The 16863-nt window shown below is 67.6% G+C and carries 16 protein-coding genes; 7 read left to right on the forward strand and 9 right to left on the reverse strand.

Going from position 1 to position 16863, the window contains the following annotated elements; all coding sequences use genetic code 11:
* Positions 1 to 3: 3 nt before the first annotated feature.
* The 3 genes from EV649_RS30710 to EV649_RS30720 form a co-directional block, all read right to left on the reverse strand.
* Complete coding sequence (locus EV649_RS30710; protein ID WP_130387077.1) at positions 4 to 735, reverse strand: metallophosphoesterase family protein; 732 nt, start codon at positions 733 to 735, stop codon at positions 4 to 6.
* A gap of 70 nt (positions 736 to 805) precedes the next feature.
* Positions 806 to 1045: a hypothetical protein gene (locus EV649_RS30715; protein WP_130387078.1), complete on the reverse strand. Its 240-nt coding sequence runs from the start codon at positions 1043 to 1045 to the stop codon at positions 806 to 808.
* Between the two features lie 277 nt (positions 1046 to 1322).
* Positions 1323 to 2492 (reverse strand): hypothetical protein, encoded by a 1170-nt coding sequence (locus EV649_RS30720; protein WP_130387079.1) that lies wholly within the window; start codon positions 2490 to 2492, stop codon positions 1323 to 1325.
* A 166-nt stretch (positions 2493 to 2658) separates the two neighbouring features.
* Here EV649_RS30720 and EV649_RS30725 point away from each other — a divergent pair, with 166 nt between their 5' ends.
* Positions 2659 to 4071 carry a serine/threonine-protein kinase gene (locus EV649_RS30725; RefSeq protein ID WP_130387080.1) on the forward strand — a complete coding sequence of 471 codons (1413 nt, stop codon included), beginning with the start codon at positions 2659 to 2661 and terminating at the stop codon, positions 4069 to 4071.
* On the opposite strand, the gene EV649_RS30730 is transcribed toward EV649_RS30725, so the two are convergent.
* Positions 4068 to 5003, reverse strand: a complete 936-nt coding sequence (locus EV649_RS30730) for a hypothetical protein (protein ID WP_130387081.1) — start codon at positions 5001 to 5003, stop codon at positions 4068 to 4070. The two genes, EV649_RS30725 and EV649_RS30730, sit on opposite strands and share 4 nt — an antisense overlap.
* 117 nt (positions 5004 to 5120) lie before the next feature.
* Here EV649_RS30730 and EV649_RS30735 point away from each other — a divergent pair, with 117 nt between their 5' ends.
* The 4 genes from EV649_RS30735 to EV649_RS30750 are packed head-to-tail and all read left to right on the forward strand — an operon-like array spanning position 5121 to position 9289.
* Positions 5121 to 6455 carry a dipeptidase gene (locus EV649_RS30735; protein WP_130387082.1) on the forward strand — a complete coding sequence of 445 codons (1335 nt, stop codon included), beginning with the start codon at positions 5121 to 5123 and terminating at the stop codon, positions 6453 to 6455.
* A gap of 43 nt (positions 6456 to 6498) precedes the next feature.
* Positions 6499 to 7620, forward strand: a complete 1122-nt coding sequence (locus tag EV649_RS30740; protein ID WP_130387083.1) for an NAD(P) transhydrogenase subunit alpha — start codon at positions 6499 to 6501, stop codon at positions 7618 to 7620.
* Positions 7617 to 7922 (forward strand): NAD(P) transhydrogenase subunit alpha, encoded by a 306-nt coding sequence (locus EV649_RS30745; protein ID WP_130387084.1) that lies wholly within the window; start codon positions 7617 to 7619, stop codon positions 7920 to 7922. The genes EV649_RS30740 and EV649_RS30745 overlap by 4 nt, the downstream gene beginning before the upstream one ends.
* On the forward strand, positions 7919 to 9289 hold the full coding sequence (locus EV649_RS30750; protein ID WP_130387085.1) for an NAD(P)(+) transhydrogenase (Re/Si-specific) subunit beta: 1371 nt from the start codon (positions 7919 to 7921) through the stop codon (positions 9287 to 9289). Before EV649_RS30745 ends, EV649_RS30750 begins: the two co-directional genes overlap by 4 nt.
* Positions 9290 to 9597: 308 nt before the next feature.
* Here EV649_RS30750 and EV649_RS30755 read toward each other — a convergent pair whose 3' ends face one another.
* Positions 9598 to 10584: a LuxR C-terminal-related transcriptional regulator gene (locus tag EV649_RS30755; protein WP_130387086.1), complete on the reverse strand. Its 987-nt coding sequence runs from the start codon at positions 10582 to 10584 to the stop codon at positions 9598 to 9600.
* Between the two features lie 5 nt (positions 10585 to 10589).
* On the reverse strand, positions 10590 to 11573 hold the full coding sequence (locus tag EV649_RS30760) for a LuxR C-terminal-related transcriptional regulator (protein ID WP_241998840.1): 984 nt from the start codon (positions 11571 to 11573) through the stop codon (positions 10590 to 10592).
* A 263-nt stretch (positions 11574 to 11836) separates the two neighbouring features.
* Between EV649_RS30760 and purF the strand changes: the two genes are divergently transcribed.
* Positions 11837 to 13399, forward strand: a complete 1563-nt coding sequence (purF, locus tag EV649_RS30765; protein ID WP_130387087.1) for an amidophosphoribosyltransferase — start codon at positions 11837 to 11839, stop codon at positions 13397 to 13399.
* Between the two features lie 21 nt (positions 13400 to 13420).
* Positions 13421 to 14494 carry a phosphoribosylformylglycinamidine cyclo-ligase gene (gene purM, locus EV649_RS30770; RefSeq protein WP_130387088.1) on the forward strand — a complete coding sequence of 358 codons (1074 nt, stop codon included), beginning with the start codon at positions 13421 to 13423 and terminating at the stop codon, positions 14492 to 14494.
* Between the two features lie 173 nt (positions 14495 to 14667).
* Here purM and EV649_RS30775 read toward each other — a convergent pair whose 3' ends face one another.
* The 3 genes from EV649_RS30775 to EV649_RS30785 all read right to left on the reverse strand — a co-directional run bounded on the left by EV649_RS30775 (position 14668) and on the right by EV649_RS30785 (position 16789).
* Complete coding sequence (locus tag EV649_RS30775) at positions 14668 to 14853, reverse strand: DUF3073 domain-containing protein (RefSeq protein WP_130387089.1); 186 nt, start codon at positions 14851 to 14853, stop codon at positions 14668 to 14670.
* A 204-nt stretch (positions 14854 to 15057) separates the two neighbouring features.
* The gene (locus tag EV649_RS30780) at positions 15058 to 15864 is read right to left on the reverse strand and encodes an ABC transporter permease (protein ID WP_130387090.1); all 807 of its coding nucleotides are present in this window, start codon (positions 15862 to 15864) and stop codon (positions 15058 to 15060) included.
* 25 nt (positions 15865 to 15889) lie between these two features.
* Entirely contained in the window at positions 15890 to 16789 is a 900-nt protein-coding gene (locus tag EV649_RS30785; RefSeq protein ID WP_130387091.1) for an ABC transporter ATP-binding protein, read from the reverse strand.
* Between the last annotated feature and the right edge of the window lie 74 nt (positions 16790 to 16863).

Raw genomic sequence — 16863 nt, forward strand, 5'->3', positions numbered from 1 at the left:
CGCTCAGCCCTCCGCGCGCGGCCTGAACGCCTCCAGCGCTTCCGTGTCGGAGTAGTTGTGCAGCAGGTACTCCGCGACCCACTCCGCACGTCCTGGGTACGTCGACTCGCTCTCGATCCTGGCTGCGGCTTTGGCCGCGTCAAGCGGTGCACGCCGCAGCTGTACGCCGTCCTCGGTCAAGAGCGCCCAACTCGGACCGGGAGCGCCGTACGGCATCCCGACGCTGCCGGCGTTCACCACCAACCGCCGATCGACCTGCCGAGCGAACGGCATGTGCGTGTGCCCGCAGACGACGGTCCTGACCTCCTCTGGCAGTCCCGTGAACACCTGCGCCCACCGGGAGATCGGGCTGTCCACGAGCACCATCTCCTCGTCGTCGCGCGGAGTGGCGTGACAGAACAACACGTCCCCGATCGTCACGGTCGTAGGCAGTCCGGCCAGCAGCTCAACCTGATCCGGCCGCAACTGCTCCGCAGCCCAAGGACTCACCGCATCCGGCGGCTTGGCGTCGTACGTCCCCCGAGCCATCTCCACGAGCTCCCGGTCCGCGTTACCGCGCACCCACACCACCCGCTCGCCCAGCCCCGTCAACAAATCCAGCGTCTCCACCGGTTGCGGCCCACTGGCGATGTCCCCAGCCAGCACGATCAGCTCGGCCTGCTGTGCATCTGCCAGCACCGCTTCCAGCGCAGGCAGCACGCCATGGATGTCAGCAAGAACAGCCACCCGATCCATCCGTTCAGTGTCGCCTGTGCGCGGTGGCTGCCGGATGTGTTTAGCTGTCGGCAGAGTCAGCCCAGGACGATCAGGTGTAGAAGGAGACCGAGCCGGTGCGTGCCGGGCTCAACCTCGAACCGGACACCGTCAGGGTCAAGATGTAGCGCTCGTCTTCCGGAATGCTGAGGTTCCCTGTGCTGCGGCAACCATCGCCAACGCTGGTGTCCGTGATGGAGAAGGTCGGTCCCACGCCGTCCGCGGGGCGGATCTGAGCCACTGCCTTGGTGTAGCTCCCGGTGCCGCCAAGACAGGCCTTGAGCGTGTCCACGGAGTCGGTCCAGGTCCCGTGGTGCACCTTGGCTGAGCCCGGAAGTGATGCAAGGTCGACCGAGGCGTCGTTTGCCGCGGCAGGAAGTGCTGTCGCACATATCAGCGCCGCAGCCCCCAACGTGATTGCCCCAGCGGTAAATGCTCGCATTTCTCGATTTCCTCCCCAGTACCGGTGTATGTCGAGACTTCGACGTACGCGGGAGTCTGCCCTGCGCAAAGACCGCTCGCAACGGTTCTTGCAGCAAGTGACATCTGCCCCTGAGGTCGGGAGGCGATCAGCTGCCGATCAGCAGCGCTCCTCTTGCAAGTGGCGTCGCTAGTTCGCAGGCGCCGGTGGTGATTGTGCAGCGGACGATGGATGCGGGCGTCTCCTCGCCGGTGTCCGCCAGCAGGAGGAGGTGCTGGTCGTCCTCTGCGACCGTCTGCCGGAAGACGCCGGTCCATTCGTGCAGGAGTGCACCTGTCTTCGCGTCCAGGGCGCCGGCGATGCCGTCGCCGTACCCGTCCTGGTACTTCGGTCCGGCGATCGCGGTGGCTCCATCTGGGGTGAAGCCGAGGATCAGGTAGTCGCAGGTCCGCCAAAGACGCTTTCCGCCCGGCACGGTGAGGAGGCTGCTGCAGCTGTTCTGGTCGGCCAGGGTGGTCAGCGAGCCCGCCGTACCTGCGCTCGACACCGCCATCGGCTTGGGGATGGCCTTGAGCTGAATGGGCTTCGAGGTGCCGGGCGTCCACTCGTACAGGAGGGTGCTCCCGTCCTGTGTCGTCGATCCGTCGAAGTAGACCTTGTCACCGACATAGCCGAGCAGCGTGGTGTTCCAGATGTCCGACACGGTGACCTTTTGAATGTCGCTCTGCTCGGCATAAATGGTCGCTCCGGGCAGATCCTCGCCGCTGTCCTTCGTGCGGGTGGCGACATATGCCGCGGCGGTCCTGTCCTCAGTCGTGGCGATCTGCTTCACGTCCGGCGTTCGGCGGATGACGTTGCCCTCACCATCGAGCGTCAGCATCTCGGTTCCGAAGCCCTTGCTGACAACCGCGAGAGATGACGATCCCAGCCGCGCGACCTCCTGGATGTCGGTGCTGCCGGGGATCTTGACGTCCTCGCCGGCGCCGCCGCGGATCGTCCGGCCGCTCAGGTAGGTGATCTGCGGGGTCCGGCCCGTGGTCAGCTTCTTCAGGTCGATCTTGGTCTTGATCGGGCCGGACGGGGTGCTCGTGACCGGGCTCGACGGCTTCAGGGTCGACGGCGTTGCGGTCGGCTTGGCCGTGGTGGTGCTCTTGGTCGGGGTGCTTGCCGCCGACGACGGGGAGCTGGACAGCGGGGCCGCGTCGGCTTCCGCGTTGGCCTCCGGGCCCTGGCGCCACGCGAGGGCTCCGCCGCCCGTGACGGCGGCGACGGCAACAGCTGCGACGAGGGCGACCAGGCGGCCGTTCTGCACTCGCATCGGCGATCTCCTCAACAGTTCATGGTCAGGTCACGGTTACGGACCGTGCGGCGGACCACGGCCGGGCGGGAGATCAGCATCCCGTTCTCGCAGATGTGACGCCGGAAAATACCGCTTTGTTCACTCCAGCGAACGGGTCGCAGAACGGATCGAGCATAATTACGCCATGGACCAGCCACCGCGGATCGGCCGGTACTCCCTGGTCCGCCGGGTGGGTGCCGGGGGTTTCGCGACCGTTTGGCTGGCGCGCGACGAGCAACTGGACGCCGAGGTCGCGGTCAAGATCCTCTCCGAGAACTGGGTCGAGGACGAGGACGTCCGCCGCCGGTTCCTGGCCGAGGGCCGGTTCCTGCGCAAGGTCGACTCGCTGTACGTCGTCGGCGTGCACGACATCGGCGAGGCCGACGACGGCCGCCCGTTCATGGTCCTCACCTACGCCGACGGCGGCACGCTCGCGGACCGGATCAAGGCCGGCCCGCTCGAGTTCGGCGAGGCGGTCCGGATCATCACGCAGGTCGGCCGCGGCCTGAAGCACCTGCACGCCCGCGGCGTCCTGCACCGCGACGTGAAACCGGCCAACGTCCTGTTCCGCACCGATCCGAACGGCGACCGCGCGATGCTGTCCGACCTCGGGCTGGGCAAGTCGCTCGCTGAGGTCTCCCGGATCACGATGCCCGGCGGCACCCCGGCGTACGTCGCTCCCGAACAGGTGATGGGCGAACGCCTGGACCACCGCGCCGACCTGTACTCGCTCGGTGCGGTCGCGTACGCCGCCTTCACCGGCCAGGCGCCGCACGGTGTGGCCAGCCTCGGTGCGGTGATGCAGATCGAAGCTCCACCGCCCTCGATGACCACACTGCGCGAAGACGTGACGGATGCGGTCGATGTCGTCGTACGGCGCGCTCTCGAGCCGGATCGGGACAAGCGCTGGCCGGACCTCGACAGCTTCCTCAACGCACTGCGCGAGGCGCACACCACGGGCAAGATCCCGGCGGGCCTCGTGCCGGCCGCAGAGATGCCCGCACCGAGCGCCGCGACCGGTCCAGTCGACCAGGCGACCGCACTGGCCAGTGCGAGCCAGTCCACCGTTGGTGCGAAACCCCAGAGTCGCGGGCGGACAGGTGTCTTCACGGCACTCGCTGCAGTGGTGCTGGCAGCAGGCGGCGGGTACGGCGGCTACCAGTACGTCTTGACCCGCCCGGTGATGGTTGAGCACGCGGGGCTGTCGGTAAAGGTCCCGCGGCAGTGGGGCGAGCAGGCGACCGCCGACAAGTCGCTGGTGGTCAGCACGGACACGTCAACGTGGAAGACCAACCCGAAGACCGAAGGCGTTTACGTAGGTCTGGTGAACGCCACGCAACTCCCGACGAGTGCCTCCGCTCCACCTGGCTGCACTGGAGGAAGTACCGGGGAGCAATCCGGAGATGTCGTCACCTTCAGGTACAACTGCAACGACGTGCCAACCGTGCTGGAGCAGTACAAGAAGGTGAACGACACGACTCTCCTCCGGGTCCAGGTACGCGACGACAACCCGAAAAGTCGGCAAGCAGTAGCGGACTCGGCGACGTACTCGTCCTAAGGAACCAGGGACGTCAGGGACGAGATGGTTGCCTTGTGCATGCGGGGAATGACGTTCAGCGTGGCGGGATCTGACGCGTACAGGTACGACCCGGACTCATAGACCAGGTACGCGGTGCCGTTGTACTCCGTGATGCCCTCGGTCATGCTCGGGGCGCGGAAGCAGCTCAGCGCCGCCGCGTCCAGATCCTTCTGACCGCGCTTCACGACGTAGATGTTGCTGCGGTTCCCACGCCCGTACGACGTGCTGTAGATGAAGTGGTTGGCGGTGATCGTCAGCCCCTGCGTCTTCGTCGGGACCTCCCAGGCGCCGGCCAGCGTGGTCAGCGTGCCGTCGTCCGCGATCTTGTACTCGTACATGGTTCCGCGGCCGGTCTCGTTGAACGTCCCGGAGAACAACGAGTCCCCGTAGCTCCCGATGAACGACGATCCGGCCACGTCACGCGCCGTACCGACCTGCCCGAGGTACGGCGTACCGGCGGCCTTCAACGCGTCGCGCAACTCCGTCAGCCGGTACTTGCGGATGCTGCTGCCTTGGCCGGACACGAACGCCCAGCCTTTGCTCACGGTGATCCCACCGACGTGGGACTCGGCGATCGCGACCACGCCGACCGTTGAGCCGGTGGACGGGTCGATGCCGTAGATCTGCGAGTCGGCGCCTTCGCGGTACGCCGCGATCAGGATCAGGTTCTTGCCGGAGCCGTCCCAGTTGTACCAGGTGCCGGCGCCTTGCGGGGTGTGCGTGCTGAGGTTGGGGATGCTCGCGCTGTTGCTGAACCGGGCGTCGTACTTGTAGGACGCCGATGGTCCGTCGTAGAACGTCGAACCGCCGCTGGTCGAGGTGTCGCAACTGATCGCGGCGTGCGCGGGCAGAGCGCCTGTCAGGGCGGCGGCTGTGGTGACGAGGGCGGTCGAGATGGCAAGAAAGCGCATGGTGACCTCACGAGGTTGGGCGGAAACCTACGAGATTTTCAGAGTAAATCGGCAATGAGTAACGCGCGAGGGTTCACCGGGCGTCAGCTTCGCGAACGGACGCCGTACGGTTGTCGCATGAGCGATCTGTCAGCGGCGATCGACCGCGTTCTGCCCAGCGTCCGTGCCGACCTCGAGGACCTCATCCGGATCCCGTCGGTCAGTTACGAACCGGCCCGCGCGGCCGATGTCCAGCGGTCCGCGGAGGCGACCGCGGCGTTGTTCGAGGCCGAAGGCTTCACGGTGAAGATCGTCCGGGCCGGTGAGGGCGCGCCCGCGGTCATCGCCAAGAAGGCCGCGCCGGCCGGCAAGCCGACAGTGCTGTTGTACGCGCACCACGACGTCCAGCCGACCGGGGCGGTCGAGCAGTGGACGTCGGACCCGTTCGAGCCGACCGAGCGGGGCGACCGGCTGTACGGGCGGGGCGCGGCCGACGACAAGGCCGGGATCGCCGCGCACCTGGCCGCCGTACGGGCCTTCGGCAACGATCTGCCGGTGGGCGTGACGGTGTTCGTCGAGGGCGAGGAGGAGATCGGCTCGCCGACCCTGCTGCAGTTGCTGGACGAGTACTCCGACGAGCTCGCCGCCGATGCGATCGTGATCGCGGACTCGGGCAACTGGGATATCGGCCGGCCGGCGCTGACGGTGTCGCTACGCGGTCTGGTCGAGTCGTACGTCGAGGTGCGGACACTGGATCACGCGGTCCATTCCGGATTGTTCGGTGGGCCGATCCCGGACGCGCTGTCGACGTTGTGCCGCCTGCTCGCGACGCTGCACGACGACAAGGGTGACGTCGCAGTGGATGGGCTGCACGCCTCCCGGGCGGCCGATGTGGAGTACCCGGAGGACCGGCTGCGGGCCGAGTCGAGTGTGCTGGACTCCGTCCGGCTGACCGGCTCGGGTTCGCTCGTCGACCGGTTGTGGACCCGGCCGGCGATCGCCGTACTGGGGATCGACGCGCCGTCCGTGGCAGAGGCGAGCAACACGCTGGTACCGGTCGCGCGGGCCAAGGTGAGCCTGCGGGTCGCGCCGGGCGACGACGCGATCAAGGCGAGCGCGGCGCTGAAGGCGCACCTTGAGAACCACGCGCCGTGGGGTGCGCAGGTCACCGTCACCGAGGGGCAGAACGGTCAGCCGTGCAGCGTGAACGCCCGCGGCGCCGGGTACGAAGCGGCCCGGGCGGCCTTCAAGACGGCGTGGGGTGTCGAGCCGATCGACATGGGCATGGGCGGGTCGATCCCGTTCATCGCGGAGTTCCAGCAGACCTTCCCGCAGGCCTCGATCCTGGTCACCGGCGTGGAGGATCCGGACACCCGCGCCCACGGCATCGACGAGGGTCTGCACCTCGCGGAGTTCACCAAGGTCTGCCTCGCCGAGGCGCTCCTGCTTCAGAACCTGGCAAACCAGGCGTGACCGGGCTTTTCGGCGACCCAGTGTTTGGCATAGGTTTCGGCGAGTGAAGATCGCAGTCGTACGGGAGACCAGACCGGCGGAGCGCCGGGTCGCGCTGGTGCCGGAACAAGTCGCGAAACTGATCGAGCTCGGGTACGAGGTCGCGGTCGAGCCGGCCGCCGGTGAACGCGCGCTGTTCTCCGACGACCAGTACCGCGACGCCGGCGCCGAAGTGGCCTGGGGCGCCGATCACGCGGCCACCATCGTGACGTCGGTGCAGCCGCTCGAACGTGAGCGTCTGCAACGGTTGCACGCCGGTACGGCGCTGATGTCGTTCCTGCCGACGAACCCGCCAGACGTGGTCCGGACCGCAACCCGGGCCAAGCTGACCGTGTTCGCGATGGAGCTGATCCCGCGGATCTCCCGGGCCCAGTCGATGGACGCCCTGTCGTCGCAGGCGCTCGTCGCCGGGTACCGGGCCGCGATCGTCGCCGCCGAACGGCTGCCGCGATTCTTCCCGCTGAACATGACCGCGGCCGGCACCGTCCCGCCGGCCCAGGTCCTCGTCCTCGGCGCCGGCGTGGCCGGCCTGCAGGCGATCGCCACCGCGAAACGACTCGGAGCGGTGGTCAAGGCGTACGACGTACGTACTGCCGCCGCGGAGGAGATCGCGTCGATGGGCGCCATACCGATCGAGCTCGAACTCGGCACGCTCGACGGACCTGGTGGATACGCCCGCGAGATGACCCCGGAACGCGCGCAGCTCCAGCGTGAACTGCTCACGCCGTACGTCGCCGCCGCGGACGCCCTCATCACGACAGCCGCCGTACCGGGCCGGACCGCGCCGATGCTGGTGACGCGGCAGATGGTCGAGCAAATGAAGCCTGGGTCGGTCGTGGTGGACCTGGCGTCCGAGCAGGGCGGCAACGTCGAAGGATCTGTCGCCGGGACCGAGCTGACGATCGGCGACGCACTGGTCTGGGGCGGCGCGAACGTACCGTCGCAGATGGCCGGGCCCGCCTCGCGGCTCTACGGTCAGAACATCGCAAACCTGATCCGGCTGATGACCCGGAACGCTGCCTTCGATCCCGACTTCGACGACGAGATCGTCCGCGGATGCTGCGTCACCCACGACGGCTCCGTACTCCACGAGCCCACCCGAGAGCTCTTGAAGGGCCAGGCATGACGGAATCCATCGCGCTGCTGACGATCTTCGTCCTCGCCGCGTTCGTCGGGGTCGAGGTGATCAGCAAGGTCTCCTCGACGCTGCACACCCCGCTGATGTCGGGGGCGAACGCCATTCACGGCGTCATCCTGGTCGGCGCCATCATCGTCACCGGCGCGGCCGACTCCGTGATCGTGGTGATCGTCGGGCTGCTGGCCGTCGTACTGGCGACGGTGAACATGGTCGGCGGGTTCGTGGTCACCGACCGGATGCTGGAGATGTTCAAAGGTCCGGGAGCTCGCAAGAAGGAGCTGCACAAGTGATCCCCACCTGGGCCCAGATCGGGTACCTGGTCTCCGCGGTCTGCTTCATCGTCGCGCTGAAGGCCTTGTCGTCGCCGCGCAGCGCGCGCACCGGCAACCTGATCGGCGCCGCCGGAGCTGCCCTCGCGGTGATCATCACGTTCGCGGCGTACAAGCCCGACCACCTGGTGCCGATCCTGATCGCGCTGGCGATCGGCACCGTCGGCGGTGTGATCGGATCGCGGCGGGTGCAGATGACCCAGATGCCGCAACTCGTTGCCTTGTTCAACGGCGTCGGCGGTGGCGCGGCCGCGCTGGTCGCCCTGGTCGAGCTCGGTGATGTGTCCTCCGACGCGACCGTCGCGGCGATCGCCACGGCGTTCACGATCCTGGTCGGCGCGATCAGCTTCTCCGGCTCGGTGGTGACGTTCGCCAAGCTGCAGGAGCTGATGACGACCCGTCCGGTGACGTTCCCGGGTCTGCCCGTGCTCTTCGTCGCCTCGCTGCTGGGCGGCATCGCGCTCGCGGCCTGGCTCGTGTCGGATCCGCGGGTGTGGGTCGGCGTACTGCTCTGCCTCATCGGTCTCGCGATCGGCGTCATGCTGGTGCTGCCGGTGGGCGGTGCCGACGTACCGATCGTGATCTCGTTGCTGAACGCCTTCACCGGTCTGACGGTCGCCGCGGGCGGTTACGTCCTCGGGAACACGCTGCTGCTGATCGCGGGCACGCTGGTCGGCGCGGCCGGTACGTTGCTGACCAAGCTGATGGCGGACGCGATGGGGCGGTCCGTCTTCAACATCCTGTTCGGTGCCGTGCGCGGCGGGTCGACGCTGGGTGCCGGTACGGCGTCCGACCGGCCGGTCATCTCGGCGGGACCGGAGGACGTCGCGATCCTGCTCGGGTACGCGAACAAGGTCATCATCGTGCCCGGGTACGGTCTCGCCGTCGCGCAGGCGCAGCACACGCTCCGCGACCTCGTCGACGAACTGCAGAGCCGCGGGGTCAAGGTCGACTACGCCATCCACCCCGTCGCCGGCCGCATGCCCGGCCACATGAACGTGCTGCTCGCCGAGGCCCAGGTGCCTTACGAGCAACTGCGCGAGATGGACGACATCAACGGCGACTTCAAGACGACGGACGTCGTACTGGTCGTCGGCGCCAACGACGTCGTCAACCCCGCCGCGCGCAACACCCCGTCGGCCCCCATCTACGGCATGCCGATCCTGAACGCCGACGAGGCCCAGCGGGTCATCTTCCTCAAACGCTCCATGCGCCCCGGCTTCGCGGGCATCGAGAACGAACTCCTCTACGACCCCAGAACCACCCTCCTCTTCGGCGACGCCCGAGACTCCCTCAGCAAACTCCTCGCCGCCCTGAAAACGGTCTAGCCCCACACCAAACGCAACGGCCGTCGGCCCCCGCTGAAGCGGCGCGCCGACGGCCGACCTGTTTTCCGGTAACTAATCGGCACCTGACGGCAGAAAGTTTCCGCAAAGCGGATGCGGGAGCAGGTGGCCGCCCCCGGCCAACGACCTCCCCCGGCCAGTGTCGCCCGTTGCCCGCGCCGCGTTCGCTCTGTTTGACTCTCGTACCGAGAGGCCGGGCGGCGCACCCATTCCTCTCGCCCTTCCCGTCCCACCGAGGAGAACACTTTGTCCTGCCTTACCAAGCCCCTTTCCCGAGCCTGGGACTGGGGCTAATCCACCCACCCCCGCTGCGCCGCCCGAACCCCCAGTTCAAACCGCCCCGAAGCCCCCACCTGCTCACTAAGCTTCGCCGCCATCCTGCGAACGGTACGCATAGAAACCCCCAGCTTCCGCGCCACCTGCTCATCAGTCGCCCCGTGCACCAGGAGCCGAAGAAACTCAGCCTCCTGCGCACTGATCCCGCCCTCGCGAGTTGCTGGCTGCTCCTTGAACGGGTCGACGCCTCGATCCCAGTAGCTCAGGTGCAGTTCCATAGCCATCCGCACCACGGCGCGGCTGTGATGTATGACAGCACCGACAGAGCTGTCCTCAGGGTCGATCGCCATCACGGCGGTTTCGCTGTCGAAGATGATTAATCGGAACGGAACCGATGGAGCGATTCGAATCTTGCCGCCAAGGCTCGCAATGAATTCCAGGAATTCACGCCCGCGAGGACGCTTGAAATACGACTCAGGATAGATGTACCGCATCTCGACGCCGCGCTCGAGATGTTTTCTGTCTGGAAAGGTCTCTGGGTCCCAAGTGAGTTGACCCGGGTCTCGGATCAATCCCCAAGACGTTTTCTCCGGTCGGAATCGCTGCATTCGCTGGTTGGCGAGTTCGCGTCCTTGGAGGATCTCTACGTCGCCTGTTGTTCTCTGAACCAGGAAATTCGCAAGGTCTGCGGTGAATCTGCTTGCGGTGAGCTGGTCTGCCCGGAGTTGTTCGCTCAGCGCGTCGATCTCCTGCTGTTGGCTTTCTGCCAGGCGACCGAAGGTGACCGCCGGATCCAGCGGATACTCGACGCCCTCGATCCAGCTCGGCACGACAAACCCGAGATCCCGCAATTTCTGTAGATCCCGGGACGTCTCGTCCTCGGTACGCCCCAACTCGGCGGCCAGTTCGCTCAGTCGTGTGTCACGGCCCAGCTCTGGCTGTTGCAACAGGACCCGGTAGACCGCGAGCAGGTCCTCCGTGAGCCCCGAGGAGTTGAACAAGTTCGTCAGACCCAGCCGCGCTTTGCGGCGGCCACCCCGAGTTCGAAGCGGCTGGCGGCGTCTAGGCGCTCGGAGAGGTTGGCGGTGATCCGGCGGGCTGTGCGGAGGGAGATGCCGAGCAGGCGGGCTACCTGCTCGTCCTTCGCGCCGCCGGCGAGGAGACGGAGCACTTCAGCCTCGTGGGGGGTCAAGGGCGTCTCGTCGTCGCGGTCGCCTGGTTCGAACATCTCGGACGCGCGGGACCAATAGGAGTCGAACAACGCCAAGGCCACGGACACGACGGCAGGCGTGCGGTGGATCACCGCACCGGCGGTCGGGTTCTCGGGGTCCATCGGCATGACCGCGATCTCCTGGTCGAAGAGGAGAAGTCGCATGGGCAGCGTCGGTGTCACCCGGACCTCGCCGCCGAGCCGGTGCATCGTCGAGACGTACTCCAGCGCCTGCTTCGAAGCAGTCATGCTCTGGAGGTAGAGGGTTCGCAGCTTGATACCGCGCTCGAGCAGCTCGAAGTCGGGCGACTTGAGGGATTGCGGGATCGATTCGTCGAAGTGCGCCGGCACCAGACCCCAGAAGGTGTCCTTGGCCTTCAGTGCGAGCTCCTCGATCCGGCGCGACGCGTTCGCGCGGCCCTTGAGTACCTCGACATCTCCGCTGGTTCGCGACGTGAGCAGTTCGTTGTACTGCTCGGCGATCACTTCGGCGGAGGCTTCGGCTTCTTTCAGCTCGCCGAGTTCCTTGTTCAACTCGGTCCTGCGCCGTTCGGCCAGGCCGGTCAGCCCGACGCGGGGGTGAACCGCGTGCTCACCTTCCGGGTTCGTCCAGGTCGGGACCAGGAGCTCGAGGCTTCGGAGCTTGCCCATCAGTTCCTGGACGTCGCTCGTTGAGCGGTCTACTAGCGCCGCAATCTGCTCGGGCGTACTGTCTGGATGGCTGAGCAGGGCGTGATAGACCGCGAAAGTGGCTTCGTCCACCCCCAGCGGCTCCAGCACGATCCTTCTCCTCCAGAAACTTGTCGGAACCGACCATATACAGAGTGCGTCGTAAATGAGCACTCAATGGCGGTTCGGATTCTTTCTGAAAGGACGATACGTGATCAGGAAGCTGCTGACAGTAGTTGGTTTTGCCGTGGTTGTGTTGATCCCCGCGCCGTTGACCGCGTCTGCCACCGGCGCCAGCCCGGCCTGCAACGTGCTCGCTGTCTGCTGGTAGGTGCTCGGTCTGCGGACCTGTCTGCGTCCCGTAGACTGCTGGTGTGGCTCGTGGCGATGGTCGGCTTACTCATGAACTCGACCCGCAGGATCTGGGTCCGCAGGACGCTTGTGGCGTCTTCGGGGTCTGGGCGCCGGGGGAAGAGGTTGCCAAACTCACCTACTTCGGGCTCTATGCCTTGCAGCACCGGGGGCAGGAGTCGGCCGGGATCGCGGTCAGTAACGGGAGTCAGATTCTCGTTTACAAGGACATGGGGCTGGTCAGCCAGGCGTTCGACGAGGCGACTCTCGCCTCGCTCCGCGGGCATATCGCGATCGGCCACTGCCGGTACTCGACGACCGGGTCCAGTGTCTGGGCCAACGCGCAGCCGACGTTCCGGTCTACCGCGACCGGGTCGATCGCGCTCGGTCACAACGGCAACCTGACCAACACCAGCGAGCTCGCCGCGAGCCTGAACGGCGAAGGGGAGCTGGACCTCGGTCTGGACGCCGACGTCGACCACGCGAAGGCGAACGCGAAGCACGGTGCGTCGAGCGACACCGACATCCTCACCTCGATGCTCGCCGGGTACCCGGATCTGACCATCGAGCAGGCGGCCGCGAAGATCCTCCCGAAGGTCAAGGGCGCGTTCAGCCTGGTCTTCATGGACGAGAACACGCTGTACGGCGCCCGCGACCCGCAGGGCATCCGCCCGCTGGTGCTCGGCCGGCTGGAGCGCGGCTGGGTGATCGCCAGCGAGACCGCCGCCCTGGACATCGTCGGCGCGAGCTTCATCCGCGAGGTCGAGCCCGGCGAGATCGTCGCGATCGACGCCGAAGGGCTCCGCTCGACCAAGTTCGCCGAGCCGGACCCGAAGGGCTGCCTGTTCGAGTTCGTCTACCTGGCCCGCCCGGACACCCAGATCTCCGGCCAGCGCATCCACTCCACCCGGGTCGAGATCGGCCGCCGGCTGGCGCGCGAGCACCCCGCCGACGCCGACCTCGTCATCGCCACCCCGGAGTCCGGCGTACCGGGCGCGATCGGGTACGCCGAAGAGTCGGGCATCCCGTACGGGGCGGGTCTGGTCAAGAACGCGTACGTCGGCCGCACCTTCATCCAGCCGAGCCAGACCATCCGCCAGCTCGGCATCCGGCTGAAGCTGAACCCGCTGCGCGAGGTGATCGAGGGCAAGCGCCTGGTCGTGGTGGACGACACGATCGTCCGCGGCAACACCCAGCGCGCCGTCATCCGGATGCTGCGCGAGGCGGGCGCCAAGGAGATCCACGTCCGGATCACCGCGCCGCCGGTGAAGTGGCCGTGCTTCTACGGCATCGACTTCGCCAGCCGCGCCGAGCTGATCGCGAACGGCCTGAACACCGAGGAGATCTGCCGCTCGCTCGGCGCCGACTCGCTCGGTTACATCAGCCTCGATGTTCTGGTCGAAGCCACCACCGTGCCGAAGGAGCGACTCTGCCGGGCCTGCTTCGACGGGGTCTACCCGGTCGCGCTGCCGGACCCGGAGCACCTCGGCAAGCACCTGCTCGAGCTGCCGGTGGCCACCGACGTCGACGGACTGGCCACGGTCTCCGGCGGAGCCGGCGCCGCGGACGCGCTCAGCCGCCCGTAGTACTTCTAGGGAGAACAGAACGTGAGTCAAGGCGCGAGTTACGCCGCTGCCGGGGTCGACATCGAGGCCGGTGACCGGGCCGTCGAGCTGATGAAGGAGTGGGTGGCGAAGGCGACCCGTCCCGAGGTGGTCGGCGGGCTCGGCGGTTTCGCCGGGTTGTTCGACGCAACCGCGCTGACGTCGTACCGGCGGCCGCTGCTGGCGACGTCGACGGACGGGATCGGGACCAAGGTCGCGATCGCGCAGAAGCTCGACAAGCACGACACGATCGGGTTCGACCTGGTCGGGATGGTCGTCGACGACCTGGTCGTGTGCGGCGCGGAGCCGTTGTTCATGACCGACTACATCTGCACCGGCAAGGTGGTGCCCGAGACGATCGCGCAGATCGTGAAGGGCATCGCGGAGGCGTGTGTCGAGGCCGGTACGGCGCTCGTCGGCGGAGAGACCGCCGAACACCCGGGGCTGCTGAAGCCGGACGAGTACGACGTGGCAGGCGCGGCGACCGGTGTGGTCGAGGCAGACGAGGTGCTCGGCGCGGAGCGGGTGCGCGAAGGGGACGTCGTACTGGCGATGGCGTCGTCGGGACTGCACTCGAACGGGTACAGCCTGGTGCGGCACGTGTTCTTCGACCGCGCGAGGTGGGAGCTGGACCGGGTCGTGCCCGAGTTGGGTACGACGCTCGGTGAGGTGCTGCTGACGCCGACGCGGGTGTACGCCAAGCACTGCCTGGAGCTGATCCAGGAGCTCAACGGTGGTGACGACAAGCCGCTGCACGCGATGTCGCACATCACCGGCGGCGGCTTCGCCGCGAACCTGGCGCGAGTGATCCCGGACGAGCTGTCCGTGCGGATCGACCGCTCGACGTGGACACCGGCACCGATCTTCGGGCTCGTCGGGCTCCTCGGCGACGTCGCACTGCCGGAGCTCGAGAAGACGCTGAACATGGGCGCCGGCATGGTCGCCGTACTGGATCAGTCGGCTGCCGACGCCGCCGTTCAGGCGCTGGCTGCCCGTGACATCCCCGCCTGGATCTGCGGCGAAGTCACCGCAACTCCTGGCGGCACCGTCACCCTCGAAGGCACCTACGCCAAGTAGGCCGCTGCACAGCCGCCGCCTGAGAGCGGGTCGCTATCGAGCCGTCCGACGCCTCGGGCTGCTGGAATCGCCGATCCGCCACAGGCGGTGCTGTGTGAAAACTCGTCGGGCGCACGGTGAACTGCTCAGGCACCCCTAAGGGCGCTTGAGCAGTTCAACCACGCTGGTGTGGCTTACCGACGGGGGTGGTAGTCGTCGGCGTCGTCTCCGTCGCCGTCGTTCTCGCCGTTTGCAGAACGGTCGCCACCCTGGTCACCGGACAGCTCACGCTTGAGCTGGTCCAAGTCGGTGTCCCAGGTGCGGTACTTCAGGTCGCGTGCGACCTTCGTCTGCTTGGCCTTTGCACGGCCGCGCCCCATAGCGTCGACCCCCTCGCACAAGTCAACCGGGTACGCTGCGTGGCGCCCACGGATCAGTCGTCAGTAATCGTGGTTCAAGGATACCCGGAGCGGCGGATCGACACACGCACCGCCCCCTGGCCGGACCCCGAAGAGGTCCGATCACCGCGTCGGCGGGGCGGGCCGATCCCCTCAAACCAGCCCGCCCCGCCGCCTTCGCCCCCGTTACTTGACCTCGCGACGTGAGCTTGCCCACAGTCCGAGGACAGTCGGAAGAACGATCCAGACCCCCACCGAGACCAGCGTCTCGGGCACCATCCCGTGCAGATCACGCTCCGCGATCCGGCCGAGCGCGCCGAACACGTCCAGCCAGTTCGCGTTGTCCTTGAACAGCGCTGGCCCGGCCAGCGACCAGGCGGTCGGCGCGATGAAGTACGCCAGGATCGCAACCGCGGTCTGCGGGATGACGGCACCGAAGGCGGCGCCCATCACGACGTTCAACGCGACGGTCAGGTAGGCACCGGCGAGCTGCCCGCCGAGTCCGGCGTACGACGCGGCATGGTCGGTGATCCCACCGGCGAGGGCGGTGCTCGCAAGCGCCAGCGCGACGACGGCGGTCATCACGACCACGCTCAGCACGACGGCCGAGACGAACTTGGCCAGCTGCACCCGGACCCGGCGCGGCGACAGCGTGAACGTGGTCAGCGCGGTCCGCTGGGTCCACTCCGACGTCATCGCCATCACGCCGATCACCGGCAGTAGCAGCATCACGCCGGTGGACGCGGCGCCGAGGAACCCCTCGAAACCGGCGTCGCCCTGCGGCAGGTGCGTGAACTGCCAGGTCAGCGCGGCGAGCGCGATCAGCAGGATCGCGGCGATCAGGACCCGGCCGCTGCGGGTGTTGACGGACTTGCGGAGCTCGATGGTGACGAGCTTCAGGAAGGACTGACCGCGCGCGGGCGGCAGGCTGGTCGCCACCTCGCTCCGGTGCTTGGCGGTTGTCGCGGGCGCGACGTCGGTCACGGTGGTCATGAAAGTCTCCAGAGATTCGAGGTGATCAGGCGGCTGCGGCGACGGGCTGTGACGGCTCAGCTGTCAGCTGGAAGAACAGATCCTCCAGGCCGGCGCCGTCGCTCTGGCGGAGTTCGAGAAGGATCTGACCGGCAGCGGCGGCGGCCCGCCCGACCTGCTCGGCGGTGGCGTCGACGCGGAGCACGCCGTCGTGCAGCGGCTCGAGGTTCAGCCCGGCGGCGGTCAGGGCCTCGTTCAGGCCGATCGGGTCGAGGCCGCGGACGAGCGTGCCGGATCCGGCCAGCAACTCCTCGAGCGAGCCGTTGGCGACGATCCGGCCGCCGCCGATGACGACAAGCCGGTCGACGGTCGCCTGCACCTCGCCCAGCAGGTGGCTGGACAGGATCACCGTGCCGCCGCGGGACGCGAAGTCCTGCAGCAGTCCGCGCATCCAGCGGATGCCCTCCGGGTCCATCCCGTTCGCGGGCTCGTCGAGGATCAGTACGGCGGGGTCGCCGAGCAGCGCGCTGGCGATACCGAGCCGCTGCCGCATACCGAGCGAGTACTGACCGACGCGGCGCTTCGCGGCGTGACCGAGTCCGACCGCCTCGAGCATCTCGTCGGCGCGCGTCTTCGGCACGCCGAGGAGGCTCGCGTTCAGCAGCAGCGTCTCGCGGCCGGTGCGGCCCGGGTGCTGCGCGGCGGCGTCCAGCATGACCCCGACGACCCGGCCCGGGTTCGGCAGGTCGGCGTACCGCTTGCCGGTGATGGTGGCGGTGCCGGAGGTCGGCGGCGTCAGACCGGTGAGCATCCGCAGCGTCGTGGACTTGCCGGCGCCGTTCGGGCCGAGGAAGCCGGTGATGCTGCCGGGCTGAACGGTGAACGCCACGTCCTGGACAGCCGTGGTGCTGCCGTAGCGCTTGGTCAGGTTCTCGACGGTGATCATGACATCGAGTCAACCGTGACCGACCCCGGTCGCACATCGGACGAGCGGCTGTCGTCGCCCCCTACGAAAGTCGT

This window comes from Kribbella sp. VKM Ac-2569 (assembly GCF_004216905.1).
GTDB lineage: Bacteria > Actinomycetota > Actinomycetes > Propionibacteriales > Kribbellaceae > Kribbella.

Coding starts and splice junctions, on each gene's coding strand:
- EV649_RS30710 (WP_130387077.1), bottom strand. CDS start 735: ATGGATCGGGTGGCTGTTCTTGCTGACATCCATGGCGTGCTGCCTGCG.
- EV649_RS30720 (WP_130387079.1), bottom strand. CDS start 2,492: ATGCGAGTGCAGAACGGCCGCCTGGTCGCCCTCGTCGCAGCTGTTGCC.
- EV649_RS30725 (WP_130387080.1), top strand. CDS start 2,659: ATGGACCAGCCACCGCGGATCGGCCGGTACTCCCTGGTCCGCCGGGTG.
- EV649_RS30730 (WP_130387081.1), bottom strand. CDS start 5,003: ATGCGCTTTCTTGCCATCTCGACCGCCCTCGTCACCACAGCCGCCGCC.
- EV649_RS30735 (WP_130387082.1), top strand. CDS start 5,121: ATGAGCGATCTGTCAGCGGCGATCGACCGCGTTCTGCCCAGCGTCCGT.
- EV649_RS30745 (WP_130387084.1), top strand. CDS start 7,617: ATGACGGAATCCATCGCGCTGCTGACGATCTTCGTCCTCGCCGCGTTC.
- EV649_RS30775 (WP_130387089.1), bottom strand. CDS start 14,853: ATGGGGCGCGGCCGTGCAAAGGCCAAGCAGACGAAGGTCGCACGCGAC.
- EV649_RS30780 (WP_130387090.1), bottom strand. CDS start 15,864: ATGACCACCGTGACCGACGTCGCGCCCGCGACAACCGCCAAGCACCGG.
- EV649_RS30785 (WP_130387091.1), bottom strand. CDS start 16,789: ATGATCACCGTCGAGAACCTGACCAAGCGCTACGGCAGCACCACGGCT.